14 protein-coding genes are annotated in these 14,673 nt (G+C 54.3%); 12 read left to right on the top strand and 2 right to left on the bottom strand.

The annotated features are described in order from the left end of the window. Nucleotides 1–52 precede the first annotated feature (52 nt). Genes PLU01S_RS14895 through murB form a run of 8 tightly spaced genes read left to right on the top strand, consistent with a single transcriptional unit; the run spans nucleotide 53 to nucleotide 6,864 of the window. On the top strand, nucleotides 53–2,284 hold the full coding sequence (locus PLU01S_RS14895; RefSeq protein WP_074827480.1) for a DNA internalization-related competence protein ComEC/Rec2: 2,232 nt from the start codon (nucleotides 53–55) through the stop codon (nucleotides 2,282–2,284). A 49-nt stretch (nucleotides 2,285–2,333) separates the two neighbouring features. After that, on the top strand, nucleotides 2,334–2,972 hold the full coding sequence (locus PLU01S_RS14900; protein WP_019365918.1) for a MotA/TolQ/ExbB proton channel family protein: 639 nt from the start codon (nucleotides 2,334–2,336) through the stop codon (nucleotides 2,970–2,972). Further along, a complete protein-coding gene (locus PLU01S_RS14905; protein WP_010797717.1) occupies nucleotides 2,969–3,409 on the top strand; it encodes an ExbD/TolR family protein in 441 nt (146 codons plus the stop codon). The genes PLU01S_RS14900 and PLU01S_RS14905 overlap by 4 nt, the downstream gene beginning before the upstream one ends. Beyond that, nucleotides 3,406–4,404, top strand: a complete 999-nt coding sequence (gene lpxK / locus PLU01S_RS14910; RefSeq protein ID WP_010797718.1) for a tetraacyldisaccharide 4'-kinase — start codon at nucleotides 3,406–3,408, stop codon at nucleotides 4,402–4,404. Before PLU01S_RS14905 ends, lpxK begins: the two co-directional genes overlap by 4 nt. A 25-nt stretch (nucleotides 4,405–4,429) precedes the next feature. Beyond that, nucleotides 4,430–4,615 carry a Trm112 family protein gene (locus PLU01S_RS14915; protein ID WP_010797719.1) on the top strand — a complete coding sequence of 62 codons (186 nt, stop codon included), beginning with the start codon at nucleotides 4,430–4,432 and terminating at the stop codon, nucleotides 4,613–4,615. Then, the gene (gene kdsB, locus PLU01S_RS14920; protein WP_074827478.1) at nucleotides 4,612–5,379 is read left to right on the top strand and encodes a 3-deoxy-manno-octulosonate cytidylyltransferase; all 768 of its coding nucleotides are present in this window, start codon (nucleotides 4,612–4,614) and stop codon (nucleotides 5,377–5,379) included. Before PLU01S_RS14915 ends, kdsB begins: the two co-directional genes overlap by 4 nt. Next, the gene (locus tag PLU01S_RS14925) at nucleotides 5,379–5,858 is read left to right on the top strand and encodes a low molecular weight protein-tyrosine-phosphatase (protein WP_074827475.1); all 480 of its coding nucleotides are present in this window, start codon (nucleotides 5,379–5,381) and stop codon (nucleotides 5,856–5,858) included. The genes kdsB and PLU01S_RS14925 overlap by 1 nt, the downstream gene beginning before the upstream one ends. Next, a complete protein-coding gene (gene murB, locus PLU01S_RS14930) occupies nucleotides 5,839–6,864 on the top strand; it encodes a UDP-N-acetylmuramate dehydrogenase (protein ID WP_074827471.1) in 1,026 nt (341 codons plus the stop codon). The genes PLU01S_RS14925 and murB overlap by 20 nt, the downstream gene beginning before the upstream one ends. Nucleotides 6,865–6,920: 56 nt before the next feature. Here murB and rne read toward each other — a convergent pair whose 3' ends face one another. Further along, nucleotides 6,921–10,250 carry a ribonuclease E gene (gene rne / locus PLU01S_RS14935; protein ID WP_216822616.1) on the bottom strand — a complete coding sequence of 1,110 codons (3,330 nt, stop codon included), beginning with the start codon at nucleotides 10,248–10,250 and terminating at the stop codon, nucleotides 6,921–6,923. A 565-nt stretch (nucleotides 10,251–10,815) separates the two neighbouring features. Between rne and rluC the strand changes: the two genes are divergently transcribed. Genes rluC through PLU01S_RS14950 form a run of 3 tightly spaced genes read left to right on the top strand, consistent with a single transcriptional unit; the run spans nucleotide 10,816 to nucleotide 13,418 of the window. Then, complete coding sequence (gene rluC, locus PLU01S_RS14940; protein ID WP_010797724.1) at nucleotides 10,816–11,769, top strand: 23S rRNA pseudouridine(955/2504/2580) synthase RluC; 954 nt, start codon at nucleotides 10,816–10,818, stop codon at nucleotides 11,767–11,769. After that, nucleotides 11,762–12,412, top strand: a complete 651-nt coding sequence (locus tag PLU01S_RS14945; RefSeq protein WP_074827466.1) for an HAD-IA family hydrolase — start codon at nucleotides 11,762–11,764, stop codon at nucleotides 12,410–12,412. The genes rluC and PLU01S_RS14945 overlap by 8 nt, the downstream gene beginning before the upstream one ends. Nucleotides 12,413–12,440: 28 nt before the next feature. Continuing rightward, nucleotides 12,441–13,418 (top strand): S49 family peptidase, encoded by a 978-nt coding sequence (locus PLU01S_RS14950; protein ID WP_010797726.1) that lies wholly within the window; start codon nucleotides 12,441–12,443, stop codon nucleotides 13,416–13,418. A 15-nt stretch (nucleotides 13,419–13,433) separates the two neighbouring features. Here the strand turns inward: PLU01S_RS14950 and PLU01S_RS14955 are convergent, their stop codons facing one another. Further along, the gene (locus tag PLU01S_RS14955; RefSeq protein WP_010797727.1) at nucleotides 13,434–14,012 is read right to left on the bottom strand and encodes a Maf family protein; all 579 of its coding nucleotides are present in this window, start codon (nucleotides 14,010–14,012) and stop codon (nucleotides 13,434–13,436) included. Nucleotides 14,013–14,132: 120 nt separating this feature from the next. Here PLU01S_RS14955 and PLU01S_RS14960 point away from each other — a divergent pair, with 120 nt between their 5' ends. Further along, nucleotides 14,133–14,669 carry a YceD family protein gene (locus PLU01S_RS14960; RefSeq protein ID WP_010797728.1) on the top strand — a complete coding sequence of 179 codons (537 nt, stop codon included), beginning with the start codon at nucleotides 14,133–14,135 and terminating at the stop codon, nucleotides 14,667–14,669. The last annotated feature ends 4 nt before the right edge of the window (nucleotides 14,670–14,673 follow it).

Consider the following 14,673-nt stretch of genomic DNA (forward strand, 5'->3'; position numbering starts at 1 on the left):
GAACCCGGCAGGATGCCGGGTTGTTGTTCTTGGGCTTCGATGGAGCGGAGTCATGCGCACAGGGATCGTTGCGTTCATTGCAGGCCTATTGGTGCTGCGCTTTCTACCCGAATTGCCTGATCGAGAGGTTCTTGTTGCCTGCTTGATAGTGGCATTCGGTCTGATGTTCCTGCCCCGTGTCTACGTGGCAGGTGCCTTCTTGATAGGCTTTGGCTGGGCCTGCCTGTCGGCTCATTGGGCGCTGGATGAGCGACTGGATGATGGTCTGGATGGACGAATAGTCTGGCTTGAGGGAACAGTTGTAGGGCTTCCTGAGTTGCGCGAAGGTTCGACGCGTTTTCTTTTGGAAAATGCGCAGAGCCGTCGAGGGGCTTTACCAAGCCGTATCCGAGTCTCCTGGTCAAATGCGCCAGCCGTACGATCAGGTGAGCAATGGCGTCTCGCTGTAGAGTTGCAAAAGCCGGGCGGGCTCCACAATCTCCGGGGAATGGATGGCGAAGCCTGGATGCTGGCTCATCGAATCGGTGCAAGCGGTGTCGTTAAGGCAGGGCAACGACTTTCCCGTCAGGCCACCTTGGATGCCTGGCGAGACGCATTAAGGCAGCGGTTATTGCATCTTGACGCCTTTCAGCGAAACGGTGGACTGGCTGCATTGGTTCTGGGCGACGGCTCAGGCGTTTCGACTCAGGATTGGCAGCTTTTACAGGCCACAGGCACCACGCATCTGATGGTTATTTCCGGTCAGCACATTACGCTGCTTTCGGGATTTGTATTTGCGCTGATCGCCGGATTGGCGCGTCTGGGCTACTGGCCTGTCCGGATACCGTGGTTTCCTGTTGCTTGCCTGTCTGCGCTTGTATCGGCGGTAGGATACGGATTTCTGGCAGGCTTTGACGTTCCTGTAAGACGAGCCTGCATCATGATCGCGCTGATTACACTATGGCGATTACGGTTTCGTCACCTGGGGGCATGGGTACCGGTAGGTATTGCCTTGGCGGCTGTGCTGGTGGCTGAGCCGCTGGCAAGCCTTACGGCAGGCTTTTGGTTGTCTTTTATCGCTGTAGGTCTCTTGATATGGATCTTTGGCGGCCGTTTGGGTCAATGGAATCCTTGGCGCAGTTGGGGGCGGGCCCAATGGATGATGGCAGTCGGGCTAGCGCCGGTTTTACTGGCTCTGGATCTGCCTGTCAGTCTGTCGGGGCCGATCGCTAACCTTGTTGCCGTGCCTTGGGTAGACTTTTTAGTGGTGCCAGCCGCCTTGCTGGGTACCGTGTTTCTTCTGATCATTCCTCCCCTAGGCGAGTTGCTACTGTGGTGTTCAGGCGCGACCCTTGATGGTTTATTCGCATTTCTCGGGTACGTGTCGGCACTGGTTCCTGCGTGGCAGGGAGCATGGGTGCCTGCGTGGGCTGTCGCTTTAGGCATGCTGGGTGTGTTGCTATGGCTGGCTCCCGATGGGGTGCCGGTCAGGCCTTTGGCAGTATTTCTGCTGATTCCGTTGTTCTGGCCGCCAGTGACCCGACCAGCGTCAGGACTGGCAAAGGTAACCGTGCTCGACGTCGGACAGGGGTTGTCTGTATTCATACAGACCAAAGGCCACGCCATGCTATACGACGCTGGGCCGCTTAGCGGAAGCTATGATGCTGGCGAAAGGGTGGTAGTCCCCAACCTGAAAGCTACAGGCGTCAGTCATCTAGACATGATGTTGATCAGTCATGGGGATGCAGATCATGCAGGAGGCGCCGCTGCTGTTTTCAGCGCCTTGAAGGTGGACAAGGTGGTGAGCGGGGAAGTGAAGCGGCTTCCTCCTGGCTTGCATCCGACACCCTGCGAAGATAATCAGCGCTGGGTGTGGGAGGGAGTCTTATTTACTGTCTGGCAGCCTAGCCCCTTGATGAAGGGAAACGCTGCATCGTGCGTGCTGATGGTAGAAGCAGCAGGCGAGCGCCTTTTGCTAACCGGTGATATAGACGAAAAGGCCGAGCGTCGCCTCGTTGAATCTGGGCGGGATATACGGGCTCAATGGTTATTGGCACCTCATCATGGCAGTCGAACGGCTTCGAGCGAGCGTTTCGTCAGTCTGGTAAAACCTGAATATGCCTTGATCTCGAGGGGAATTCACAACAACTTTGGCCATCCACATGCACAAGTGATCAGTCGTTATGAACGTCATGGCGTCCGGATTTACGATACAGCCTTGAACGGTGCAATATCATTTACCCTCGGTAAGCATGATTTGCCGCAAGGCGCTCGTCAGAAGCGTTATTTCTGGCAAGAAAAATAATTGGCGCTTCATGATAGAGTTGCGCACTTTTAAGGAAAGGGTTCAGGGCGTGTTCGAACTGGTCAAAGCAGGCGGCTGGATGATGCTGCCAATTATTCTGAGTTCTATTGTAGGCATGGCTATCGTAGCCGAGCGGTTATGGACACTGCGCCGTGCACGTGTCGTTCCGCCGCAACTGTTGGCTCAGGTATGGAAGTGGCTGCAAGATAATTCGCTCACAAGCGAGAAGCTTAAGGAGTTGCGCGCCAATTCGCCTTTGGGTGAGGTAATGGCTGCAGGGCTTGCCAATTCCCGTCATGGCCGTGAAGTCATGAAAGAGGCCATTGAAGAGGCTGGTAGCCGCATCGTGCATGATCTGGAGCGCTATCTGAATACCCTGGGTACGATTGCTGCCATGGCACCCTTGATGGGACTGCTAGGCACGGTGTTTGGCATGATCGAGATCTTCAGCTCTTTCATGGAAAGCGGTCTGGCCAACGCTCCGGTTCTGGCTGGCGGTATTTCCAAGGCCTTGCTGACCACGGCGGCTGGTCTGATCGTGGCTATTCCTGCCGTATTCTTCCATCGCTTCCTGCTGCGTCGTGTCGATGAACTGATTGTCTCCATGGAACAAGAGTCCATCAAGCTGGTTGAAGTCGTTCAGGGTGATCGTGAAGTAGACTTCGTCACGGAAGGTACCAAAGCGTGAAGTTTCGGCGTAGATCAGGCGGGGCAGCTAGAGACGAGGCCTACGTCAACCTGACATCACTGATCGATGTTGTATTCGTGTTGTTGCTGTTCTTTGTCGTAACCACCACCTTCAACAAGCCGAGCCAGTTGAAACTGGAGCTGCCTGAGGCGCAAAGTGCAGAACCTGCCGAAGCAGCTGCCAAGGACTTGGAAATCAGCATTTCAGCAGACGGCGTCTTTTCACTGAACGATCAAACGTTGGCTAAAGGTGATCTGACTTCGCTCATGACTGCATTGCAGCGTGAGTCGGGTGGGGATAACAGCGTGCCACTGATCATCTCTGCTGATGGCCGCACGCCTCATCAATCAGTGGTGACGGCAATGGATGCCGCTGGAAAGCTGGGCTTTTCACGAATCCGCATCACAACGGTTGAGGCTCAGGCAGACAAACAGTGAGTATTTCCTCACGGCTTCTCAGGGCTTGGTATCGTGGTCATCCGGCCCTGAATGTACTGAAACCCTTGGAGGCCCTGTATTGTCACGTTGCTCGACGAAAGCGTAGGCGCTTTCTGGAGAGCGACAAGGGTGTTTTCGTTTCACCTGTTCCTGTGCTGGTCGTGGGAAACCTCACAATAGGTGGAACGGGCAAAACTCCGATGATCCTTTGGCTCATCGAGCACTGCCGCGGTCGTGGATTGCGAGTCGGTGTGGTAAGCCGGGGCTATGGTGCAAAACCTCCACATTTTCCCTGGCGGGTAATGCCGGAGCAGCTGCCTGCGGTAACGGGTGATGAGCCTTTGCTTATTGTTCAACGGACCCGGGTTCCGCTTGTCATCGCTCCGAATCGTCCTGCTGCGGTTCAGGAGTTGCTGCGAACCGAGTCGCTGGATCTCATCCTCAGTGATGACGGTCTACAACACTATGCGCTTGCACGTGACCTTGAACTTGTCATGGTTGACGCGGCAAGGGGCTTTGGCAACAAGCGCTGTCTTCCGGCGGGGCCACTTAGAGAGCCTATTGAGCGACTGCTAAGCGTTGACGCCATTCTTTATAATGGTGGCACCAGCGATACGGAAGATGGCTACTCGGTTCAATTGAAACCAACGGCCTTGATCAATCTAGTATCAGGTGAGCGCCGGCCTCTCAATTATTTTTCTCCTGGCCAGGAGGTTCACGCCCTGGCTGGGATTGGTAACCCTGATCGCTTCTTCAAGACGCTCGAAGCATTGCAGTGGCGACCCATTGCCCACCCATTCGCCGACCATGCAGTTTATACCTCTGAGCGACTACGCTTTCAGCCGGCTTTACCATTGATCATGACTGAGAAAGATGCCGTCAAATGCAGAGCCTTTGCCGCTCCTGATTGGTGGTATCTTGCGGTTGATGCTCAGCCTTCAGCAGCTTTTGTTTCGTGGCTGGACAGACGGCTAGACCTGTTACAGGCTCAATAACTTATTTACCCAACAAGGATTCCTTATGGATCTCAAGCTTCTCGACATCCTGGCTTGTCCTATTACCAAAAGTCCGCTCAAGCTAAGCGAAGACAAGACCGAGTTGATTAGCAAGGCCGCAGGGCTTGCGTATCCTATCCGGGATGGCATCCCGGTCATGCTGGAAAGCGAAGCCCGTGTCCTCAGCGTTGATGAGCGTCTGGATAAATGACTGTCTCCTATACCGTAGTCATTCCTGCGCGTTTTGCTTCGAGCCGTTTGCCCGGCAAGCCGTTGCAGGATATTGCAGGCAAGCCCATGATTCAGCATGTATGGGAGCAGGCGAGTAAGAGCGCAGCCGGTCAGGTGGTTGTGGCTACAGATCATTCCGACATCATGGCAGCCTGCGAGCGTTTCGGTGCACATGCGCTGCTGACGCGTACTGATCACGCTTCAGGTACGGACAGGCTGGCAGAGGTAGCCGAACTTATTGGCCTCCCGGACGATGCCATTATCGTGAATGTTCAGGGGGATGAGCCGCTTGTTCCGCCTGCCATTATCGATCAGGTTGCTCAGAATCTTGCCGCTCATTCCGAGGCGGGCATAGCCACATTGGCTGAGCCCATTCATGATACCGCCGCGTTATTCAACCCGAATGTTGTTAAGGTTGTCAGCGACAAGAATGGTCTGGCCTTGTCATTTAGTCGAGCGCCTATGCCTTGGGCGCGTGATGCGTTTGTCACAAGCCGCGATGTCTTGCCCTCAAGCGTGCCGTACCGACGTCATATCGGTATCTATGCCTATCGAGTAGCATTTCTGAAGGACTTTGTGCGCTGGGGTGCATGCTGGCTTGAAAATACTGAAGCCTTGGAGCAGCTACGTGCACTTTGGCATGGCGTGCGTATCCATGTAGCAGATGCCATTGAGTCACCAGAGGCCGGAGTAGATACAGCTGAAGATCTGGAGCGGGTTCGCCGAGTCTTAGGAGGCGAATAATGCGTGTTCTGTTTGTCTGCATGGGCAACATTTGCCGCTCCCCTACGGCCGAGGCCATCTTTCGCGACAAGCTTGTCAAGGCTGGCCTACTTGACCGTATTGTTGTCGACTCGGCGGGAACAGGCGACTGGCATGTCGGTAAAGCCCCCGATCCTCGCTCGATCCAGGAAGGTGCTAAGCGAGGATATGATCTTTCAGGCCTGCGGGCTCGACAGATTACGACTGAAGATTTTCGCTCATTTGACCTTATCTTGACGATGGACCATGAGAACATGGCCTTTTTGTCCAAGCTTCGTCCTTCCAACGCTTCAGCTGAGGTGGATCTTTTGCTTCGCCGTTATGGTCTTGAGCAGGATGAAGTGCCGGATCCCTATTTTGGCGGAGTTGCTGGCTTCAAGCATGTTATTGACTTGCTTGAAAAGGCATGTGAAGCGCTTGTGCATGAGGTAAGGGGGCCACTTGAGCCTTACTGTACGTGAGTGGGTTTGTCTTAAACCTTTTAATACATTTGGTTTCGATGTGCGGGCACGCTTCTATGCAGAGGCTTACACGGATAATGATGTTCGTGAGGCTATGGCGTTTGCCGACAAGCAGGATGTGCCGCTCTATATCTTGGGCGGAGGCAGCAATCTGGTGCTTACGGAAGATGTTCAGGCTCTGGTGCTGCACATGCGTAGTCAGGGGATCCGACTTCTTGAGGAGGGCTCCTCAGGCAGTGTGACTGTTGAGGCTGAGGCAGGCGAGTCATGGCATGGGCTAGTCGAGACTTCATTGAGTATGGGGCTGAGTGGGCTGGAGAACCTGAGTCTTATACCGGGTACTGTGGGCGCCTCTCCCATGCAGAATATCGGTGCCTATGGTGTTGAGCTAAAGGATGTGTTTCATGGCTTAACGGCATTGGATCGCAAAACTGGCCAGACTTGCGAGTTTACCCTTGAAGAGTGCTGTTTTGGGTATCGAGAAAGCCGATTCAAGCAGGAGCCTGGCCGTTGGGTCATATTGCGGGTTCGTTTCAATCTAAATCGACACGGTACTTTGCGTCTGGATTACGGTCCTGTTCGCCAGCGCTTGGTGGAACAGGGCGTTGATGATCCGTCTCCCCAGGCAGTAAGCAAGGCCATTATTAGTATTCGACGGGAAAAACTGCCTGACCCTGCCATGTTGGGCAACGCGGGCAGTTTCTTCAAAAATCCTGTGGTTTCAAATCAATTGGCTACAAGACTTAAGGAGTGCTATAGCGATCTGGTCGTTTACCCAGTCACGGATGACCAGGTAAAGCTTGCAGCGGGTTGGTTAATTGATAAGGCTGGCTGGAAGGGCTTTCGGGAAGGGGACGCAGGCGTTCATGCGCAGCAGGCGCTTGTCCTGGTTAATTACGGTACAGCGTCGGGTAAGGATATTCTTGATCTTGCTCAGCAAATTCGCACTGATATCGAGAGCCGGTTTTCTGTCCTGTTGGAGATAGAGCCCGGAGCGCTGAATTAGCGGTAACGGCATAATAAAAAGGGATGCATATGCATCCCTTTTTATTTGTTGAGATATCAGGGCTGCGGTTTAGGCGCCTGCTTTTCCTCTTCTTCGCTTTCAGATGGCTTTTGCTCTTCCACAGCATCCTGCTGAGGTTGTTGCTGCTCTACTGCTGACTTTGGCAGGGCAAGCTCTGCAGGAATTTCGGCAGACTCAACCCTTTGAGCTGGCAGTTGATTCAAGCTTTCCGGGCTTGGCATAACAATCTCGGCCGTCATGGCAGGCTGGCTTTCTTTCGAGGGCTCATCCAGTGGTTTTTCCACATGTACATTCTCCAGGCGTTCTTGTGCCTGAGTAATGCCAGAGGGGGGGGCGGCTTCAACAACGGGTTCTGAGTCGGCAGCCAGGACCGGAGAGGCGTGCTCTACAGGCGCTGGGGTTTCAGTTGGCAAGGAAGCTGCCGGAGGAGTATTCAGGCTGACAGATGTTGCGGCCTGTGCTGCTGCAGCTTCCTCCTGTTCACGCGCCAAGCGCTCGGCCTCACGCTGACGGCGACGACGCTCACGGGGATCGTTAGGCGCACGTCCAACGGCCGGTGGGGTTAACTTAGGCTGTGCTCCAATGTCAGGCGTGTCTTCGCTTACCTGAACGAGGGGCTGAGCCTCGGAAGAGACCTCCACGGGGGATGCGGCTTTCTCTTTCTGCATAGGCGCCGTTTCATTGACTGCCTGGGTAGGCTCCTCGGCTTGAGGAGCTTCAACCTCTACTACCGCTACCGTCTGATGAGTTTTCAAAGTAGTCTCGTGCGAGGCTACTTCAACGACAGGCTGCTCTTCAGTGTGGTTAGGTGCAGAAACATCCTGGGCGACGACTGCTTCTGCTTCCGCCTGGGTCTGATTTTCCTGTTTGGGCTCGTTTCTTTCCGTTACGGTTGTGGCTTCAGCTGCTTGGGCATTGACCACTTCGGCAACCACAGCGGCGTTGGCAAGAGGTTCAGTGTTGGATTCTCCCGTCAAGGCAACAGATTCGTTGTCGTTTGACTCGCCATGAGTGTCACGCTGACGTTCACGGCGATTGCTGCGACGACGCTGGCCGCGGGAGCGACGGCGTGGACGCTCATCGCTGTCTTGATCGTCATTCTGATCGTTCAGCTCTTCGTCGTTCAGTTGCTCGGCGTCAACTGTTGCATCCTGACGTGTTTCGGCCTCTTCTCTGGTCTGACGGCGTTCGGCGCGGGAAGGACGTTCGCTGCGGCTGGGTTGTTCCTCGCGGGCAGGGCGCTCGTCCTTGTTTGCACGCTCTTCACGGGCAGGACGCTCTTCGCGTGGTTGGCGTTCCTCACGGGCGGGACGCTCTTCGCGTGGCTGACGTTCCTCGCGGGCAGGGCGTTCTTCACGGCTCTGACGCTCTGCTCGTGGCTGACGCTCTTCACGTGGTTGGCGCTCTTCACGGGTCGGACGTTCTTCTCGAGCGGCCTGGCGCTCTTCGCGTGGAGGGCGCTCGGTACGCGGTTGGCGCTCTTCACGGGTCGGACGCTCTTCACGATTGTCACGAGCCTGCGACTGACGTTCTTCGCGAGGCTTGCGTTCTTCATCACGACGGTTATCACGGCGACGATTCTGCTGACGACCATTGCGGCGCTCATCAGTACGACGTGCTTCGCCATTGGGCTGGGTAGTTTCGGCTACAGCGGCAGGCTCTTCCGTCTTGCCGGCAAACAGACTGACCAGGGAGCGCACCAGGCCCTTAAAGAGGCTTGGCTCCGGCTGATGAGCAGGTTTGCTAGGTGCTTCGACCTGAGGCGCGGGAGTGCGCTCGGGTGCGACCTTGACTGCGGCTTCTTGGCGAACAAGGGTTCGTGTAGCGCTTGCAGGCTGGATCTCTTCGGCCTCGCTGTGAGTCATTTCATAGCTGGACTGGCCGTTCAGAAGATCCGGGTTGTCATCACGCAGGCGTATCACTTCAAAATGCGGGGTTTCGATGTGATCATCCGGCAGGATGATGATGCGAACCCGTGTACGTAGTTCAATCTTGGTGATGCTGTTGCGCTTTTCATTCAATAGGAACGAGGCGACCTGTAAGGGTACGCGTGCTCGAACCTCTGCTGTCCGATCCTTGAGTGCTTCCTCTTCAATCAGACGCAGAATGGCAAGCGACAAGGACTCGACATCTCGGATAATGCCCTGACCGTTACAACGTGGGCAAACGATGCCGCTCGTCTCGCGTAAAGAGGGGCGTAGCCGCTGGCGGGACATCTCTAGAAGGCCAAATCGAGAAATGCGACCGATCTGTACTCGAGCACGATCAGCCTCAAGCGCTTCCCGCATGCGATCTTCAACGGCGCGCTGGTTTTTCACCGGTGTCATGTCGATGAAATCAATAACGATCAAGCCGCCGATATCCCGTAAACGCAACTGGCGAGCGATTTCCTCGGCCGCTTCTAGGTTCGTTTGCAGGGCTGTCTCTTCAATATCGCCACCTTTGGTAGCGCGTGCAGAGTTGATATCGATCGAAACAAGCGCTTCAGTAGGGTCGATAACAATCGAGCCGCCAGAGGGCAGCTTTACTTCACGTTGAAAGGCAGTTTCGATCTGACTTTCGATCTGGAATCGATTGAACAGCGGTACGCTGTCCTGATAGAGCTTGATCTTGCTCTGGTACTGAGGCATGACCTGACGAATGAAGCTTAGTGCTTCTTCCTGAGCCTCTACGCTATCAATAAGCACTTCGCCGATATCCTGGCGAAGATAATCACGAATGGCTCGAATGATGACGTTGCTTTCCTGATAGATCAGGAAAGGCGCACTACGCTCGACAGAGGCTTCCTTGATAGCGGACCAGAGCTGCAGTAGGTAGTCCAGATCCCACTGCAGCTCTTCGGTGCTGCGGCCAAGGCCCGCTGTGCGGACAATCAGTCCCATGTCGGCTGGGGCATCCAGTCCATTCAGGGCTTCGCGCAGCTCGTTGCGCTCTTCACCCTCGATGCGGCGGGAAATGCCACCTGCACGTGGGTTGTTTGGCATCAGAACCAGATAGCGACCAGCCAGGCTGATAAAGGTAGTTAACGCAGCGCCCTTGTTGCCACGCTCTTCCTTTTCAACCTGAACAATGACTTCCTGCCCTTCGGACAGAACTTCCTTGATGTTGATGCGACCTTCTGGCGCTTTCTTGAAGTATTCGCGAGAGATTTCTTTGAGAGGGAGAAAGCCGTGACGCTCTGAACCGAAGTCGACAAATGCGGCCTCGAGGCTGGGCTCGATACGAGTGATGCGGCCTTTATAGATATTGGCCTTTTTCTGTTCACGAGCCCCTGACTCGATATCCAGATCAAATAGTTTTTGGCCATCTACTAACGCAACACGTAGCTCTTCAGGCTGCGTGGCATTGATGAGCATTCTTTTCATGTAATACCGTCGGTTTCCGGGCTACCGGAAACGGCGTGCGGCACACACGACTCGCCGAGGGTCGGTGCTTGGGGTCGTATCAAAGGCGGAGCCATCCGCCTTCGTGTCCAGCAGTACTCGGTTGTATGCCGAGCCGCGACTACGTCTCCTGCTTGCTGTCGTAACAGCAGCAACGTCAAACAGTCAGGAGGAGGAATAAGCTGTCAAAAGCGGACGAATAAGCGTCTAAGCCAGGCATTACCGGCTACACAGTTCAACAGCGGTACATCTCCACCCTTCACGTATCCTTCAGGAATCCTGGTGCCGCTCGCAGAATCCGGAGCGGTTGTTTTTTGTACTCACCTTCAACAGTGGGCACGGTGTTTTATAAGGCTTTTGTTTTAAGTGGCACGTGTACTGCTTATAGCCATACGAACCACTCGAAGGACGGCCTGACGTCCACTGAACATGTTTATGACAGGGAGCTTATTTACAAGCGCTGTGTCATGCCAGGGTTATTGGCTTCCGGGACTATAACAGCAACCATTAAGTGCTTCAATTAAGTGGAAATTGCTATTATGTAGCAATGACTAATCCTACTTCTTCCAACAATGGCGTACAGCTCTTCGAAGTTTCTTCAGAGCTGGCTGGCCAGCGTATCGATAACTATCTGCGTACTTTGCTCAAAGGTGCGCCGAAAACCTTCATTTATAGAATACTTCGCAAGGGTGAAGTACGTGTTAATAAGGGGCGTATAAAGCCGGATTATCGGCTGCAAGCCGGCGATATCATTCGTGTCCCTCCTATGCGTTTGCCTGAAAAAGATGAACCTGCACCTGTCTCCCAGGCGCTTGCCGAGTTGATGGAGGCTGCGATTGTCTATGAAGACAAGACACTGATCGTTATCAATAAGCCTGCAGGTATTGCCGTTCACGGAGGGAGTGGTGTCAGCCTAGGCGTTATAGAGGTCTTTCGTCAGATTCGTCCAGATGCCAAAGACCTTGAGCTGGTTCATCGCCTGGATCGGGATACCTCGGGTCTGCTCATGATTGCCAAGAGGCGCAGCATGCTGCGTCATTTGCATGAGGCCTTACGTGGAGATGGAGTCGACAAACGCTACCATGCGCTGGTTCGTGGTCACTGGCCTGCAGCAAAAAAACAGATTCGAGCGCCTTTGATGAAAAATAACTTGCGTTCCGGTGAGCGGATGGTTGAAGTCAATGTAGAGGGTAAGGACGCTCTCACGGAATTTCGAGTGCTCAGACGCTACGGTGATTTCGCTACTCTAGTAGAGGCAAAGCCGGTCACAGGACGTACTCACCAGATTCGTGTTCATGCCAAGCACGCAGGTCATTCCATTGCAGGGGATCCTAAGTACGGTGATGAGGCGTTTTCCAGGGAGATTCGGGATTTGGGCGGTAAACGGCTGTTTCTTCATGCTGCCAGTCTTAATGTACCGCTCCCCGATGGGGAAACATTGCAACTGACTGCTCCTGTTGATGAGACCTGGGCGGCTACATTGAGTCGACTGGATGCCTAGTTACGACTTGCTGGTATTTGACTGGGACGGGACGCTCTCTGACTCGGTTGGTCGCATCGTGGACGTTATGCAGGCAGCTGCCGCCGACCTTCGGCTCCCCGTTCGAAGCGATCGATCGATTAAGTCCATTATCGGGCTGGGCTTGCCAGAGGCCATCCAGACGCTTTACCCGGAGATGACGCCAGGAGCTGTGGAGCGTTTTCGTCAGTGTTATAGCGATCATTTCGTTATGCGTGAGCAAGAGCCTTCTCCGTTTTTCGAGGGTGTGGCTGAAGGCTTGGCAGCGTTTCGGCGCAAAGGCTATCGTTTGGCTGTTGCTACCGGTAAAAGCCGAAGAGGGCTGGATAGGGTGCTTGCAGCCAAGGGGCTGGCTGGCTTCTTTGACGTAACGCGTTGCGCTGATGAAACGGCCAGCAAGCCGGATCCGTTAATGCTTAACGAGATCTTGGCGCATTGTCAGGTGCATCCGTCAAAGGCGCTGATGATCGGGGATGCACCATTCGACCTTGAAATGGCTCGCAGAGCGCAAATGGCCTCGGTTGCAGTCAGTTACGGTGCTCAGCCAGTTGAGGTGCTGCGTAATTACGAGCCAACGCTTGTGGTTGATCGTTTTGAGGAGTTGCGTGTCTGGTTGGATGCGTAACGATTAATTGAACCAAGCAGGACTACCAATGGCAGATGATTGGAAAGCGTCGGATCGCCCGGCGGATGAAAAAAGCTGGAAGCTCATCGAAAAGGCGATGCTGGCCAGCGTGCATGAGCAAAGAAGGGCACGTCGTTGGGGAATCTTTTTTAAATTCCTAACGTTTACTTATCTTTTTATCATGCTGGCGCTCTTTGTTCCTTTTTCCGGGCTCAAGGGAGAAGCCTCGCGTGAGGGTTCCCATACGGCGCTTATTGAGGTGAAGGGAACCATTGCGGCTGATGAGAAGGCGAGTGCCGACAATATTGTTGGAGCACTGCGCGATGCCTTTAAAGACGAAGGTACCAAAGCCGTTATCCTTCGTATCAATAGCCCAGGAGGCAGTCCTGTGCAGTCAGGTTATGTCTATGACGAGATCAAGCGTCTGCGTGGATTGCATCCTGACATCAAGCTTTATGCCGTGATTTCTGATCTGGGAGCTTCGGGCGCCTATTACATCGCCAGTGCTGCCGATGCCATCTATGCTGACAAGGCCAGTCTTGTGGGCTCAATCGGCGTAACGGCAGCATCCTTTGGCTTTGTCGGAACCATGGATAAGCTAGGCGTTGAGCGTCGCGTTTACACATCCGGTGAGCACAAGGCCTTTTTGGACCCCTTCCAGCCTGCTAAAGAAGAGGAGACCCGCTTCTGGCAACAGGTGCTCGATACTACACATCAGCAGTTTATCGATAGCGTGAAAAAGGGGCGTGGTGATCGCTTGAAGGTCGAGGGTCATCCTGAGTTGTTTTCCGGGCTCGTATGGTCTGGAGAGCAAGCGCTTGGGCTGGGGCTAATCGATGGCCTGGGCAGTGCCAGCTTTGTGGCTCGGGAGGTGGTTGGTGAAGAAAAGATTGTGGATTACACCGTTCAGGAAAGCCCATTCGACCGCTTTGCCAAGCGCCTGGGGACCAGTGTGGCGGAGCGCCTGGCATTGCTGGTGGGGTGGCAGGGACCTGTGTTGCGATAAGTTGAGAGGCTGATGCTAGGGTACTACCACGCCCTCATTGAGTAGGAGATCGGTCAGCCGAATAAGCGGCAGGCCGATCAAGCTGGTCACGTCCTCTCCTTCGGTAGAGCGAAAAAGGGTAATTCCCAGTCCCTCGACTTTAAAGCTTCCAGCGCAGTCATAGGGTTGTTCAATATTGAGGTAACGCTCGATTTGATCGCTTTCCAGCGTACGGAAATGAACGGTAAACGGTACGCAATCCAGCTGGCAGGTTCCGGTTTGAGTATTGAGCAGCGCGAGCCCGGTCATGAACGTCACGCTTTTTCCGCTGGCATTCGACAGTTGCTTATGGGCGCGCTCGTATGTCAGAGACTTGCCAAGTATCTGGCCGTCAAGCGAGGCGGTTTGATCGGAGCCAATAATAAGATGGTTGGGGTAATTAGGCGCCAGCGCGCGGGCCTTGGCTTCAGCCAGTCGCATAGCCAAATGACGAGCGCTTTCGCCTGGATGAGAGCTTTCGTCTATATTAGGTGAAGCGTATGTAAAGTTTAGTTTCAGGCGAGCCAGCAGTTCGCGTCGATAGGGTGAGCTTGAAGCGAGCAGTAACGGAAGCATTATAATGAGTCTCTGTGAACGCAGAATCGTCGGTCTAACCGACCAAAAGTCAGCAAAGGATACTATCCTTTGCCTAATTTCCTTTGACAGGCCTGAGGTCGTCTCTATAATGGCGCGCTTATGTTGAATGGGCCACTTCCACCTCACGTAGATCCACGCAAACTGGCTGATCGCGGTGTCACGCTTCGGGGTGAACTGCCGGTATCTAGTTTGCCACGTCTTTGCGAGCAGCTGTCGAGCACTGAGGGAACGGTGAAGGCCGTCCTCGAGTTCTTCCGTGATGAGCAAAGGCTTGTCGTCATTCATGGCGCACTGGATACTGAAGTGCAAATGGTATGTCAGCGATGCCTGGAGCCGGGCGCGTTTCCTGTACACGGCGAGTACGATTACGCAGTGCTATGGGAAGGGCAGTCGGCGGATGCGTTGCCAAAAGGTTATGACGCACTGGAAGTCGGTGAAGAGCCTTTGGATCTGATTGGTTTGATTGAGGATGAGCTTTTGCTTGCCTTGCCAATCATTCCAACTCATGAGCCCGGCATCTGTCATCATCCAGCAGGATTCGAAGCGCCTGAAGCGCCCGAAGAAAGCGCGGACGAGGAAAAGCGAGCCAACCCGTTCAGCGTACTGGCGCAGTTGAAGCGTGACCCAAACGTTTAGGAGT

It is taken from the genome of Pseudomonas luteola NBRC 103146 (assembly GCF_002091675.1).
GTDB classification, from domain to species: Bacteria; Pseudomonadota; Gammaproteobacteria; order Pseudomonadales; family Pseudomonadaceae; genus Chryseomonas; species Chryseomonas luteola.

Coding starts and splice junctions, on each gene's coding strand:
- PLU01S_RS14945 (WP_074827466.1), top strand. CDS start 11,762: ATGCCTAGTTACGACTTGCTGGTATTTGACTGGGACGGGACGCTCTCT.
- PLU01S_RS14950 (WP_010797726.1), top strand. CDS start 12,441: ATGGCAGATGATTGGAAAGCGTCGGATCGCCCGGCGGATGAAAAAAGC.
- PLU01S_RS14955 (WP_010797727.1), bottom strand. CDS start 14,012: ATGCTTCCGTTACTGCTCGCTTCAAGCTCACCCTATCGACGCGAACTG.
- PLU01S_RS14960 (WP_010797728.1), top strand. CDS start 14,133: ATGTTGAATGGGCCACTTCCACCTCACGTAGATCCACGCAAACTGGCT.
- kdsB (WP_074827478.1), top strand. CDS start 4,612: ATGACTGTCTCCTATACCGTAGTCATTCCTGCGCGTTTTGCTTCGAGC.
- rne (WP_216822616.1), bottom strand. CDS start 10,250: ATGAAAAGAATGCTCATCAATGCCACGCAGCCTGAAGAGCTACGTGTT.
- PLU01S_RS14915 (WP_010797719.1), top strand. CDS start 4,430: ATGGATCTCAAGCTTCTCGACATCCTGGCTTGTCCTATTACCAAAAGT.
- PLU01S_RS14895 (WP_074827480.1), top strand. CDS start 53: ATGCGCACAGGGATCGTTGCGTTCATTGCAGGCCTATTGGTGCTGCGC.
- rluC (WP_010797724.1), top strand. CDS start 10,816: ATGACTAATCCTACTTCTTCCAACAATGGCGTACAGCTCTTCGAAGTT.
- PLU01S_RS14925 (WP_074827475.1), top strand. CDS start 5,379: ATGCGTGTTCTGTTTGTCTGCATGGGCAACATTTGCCGCTCCCCTACG.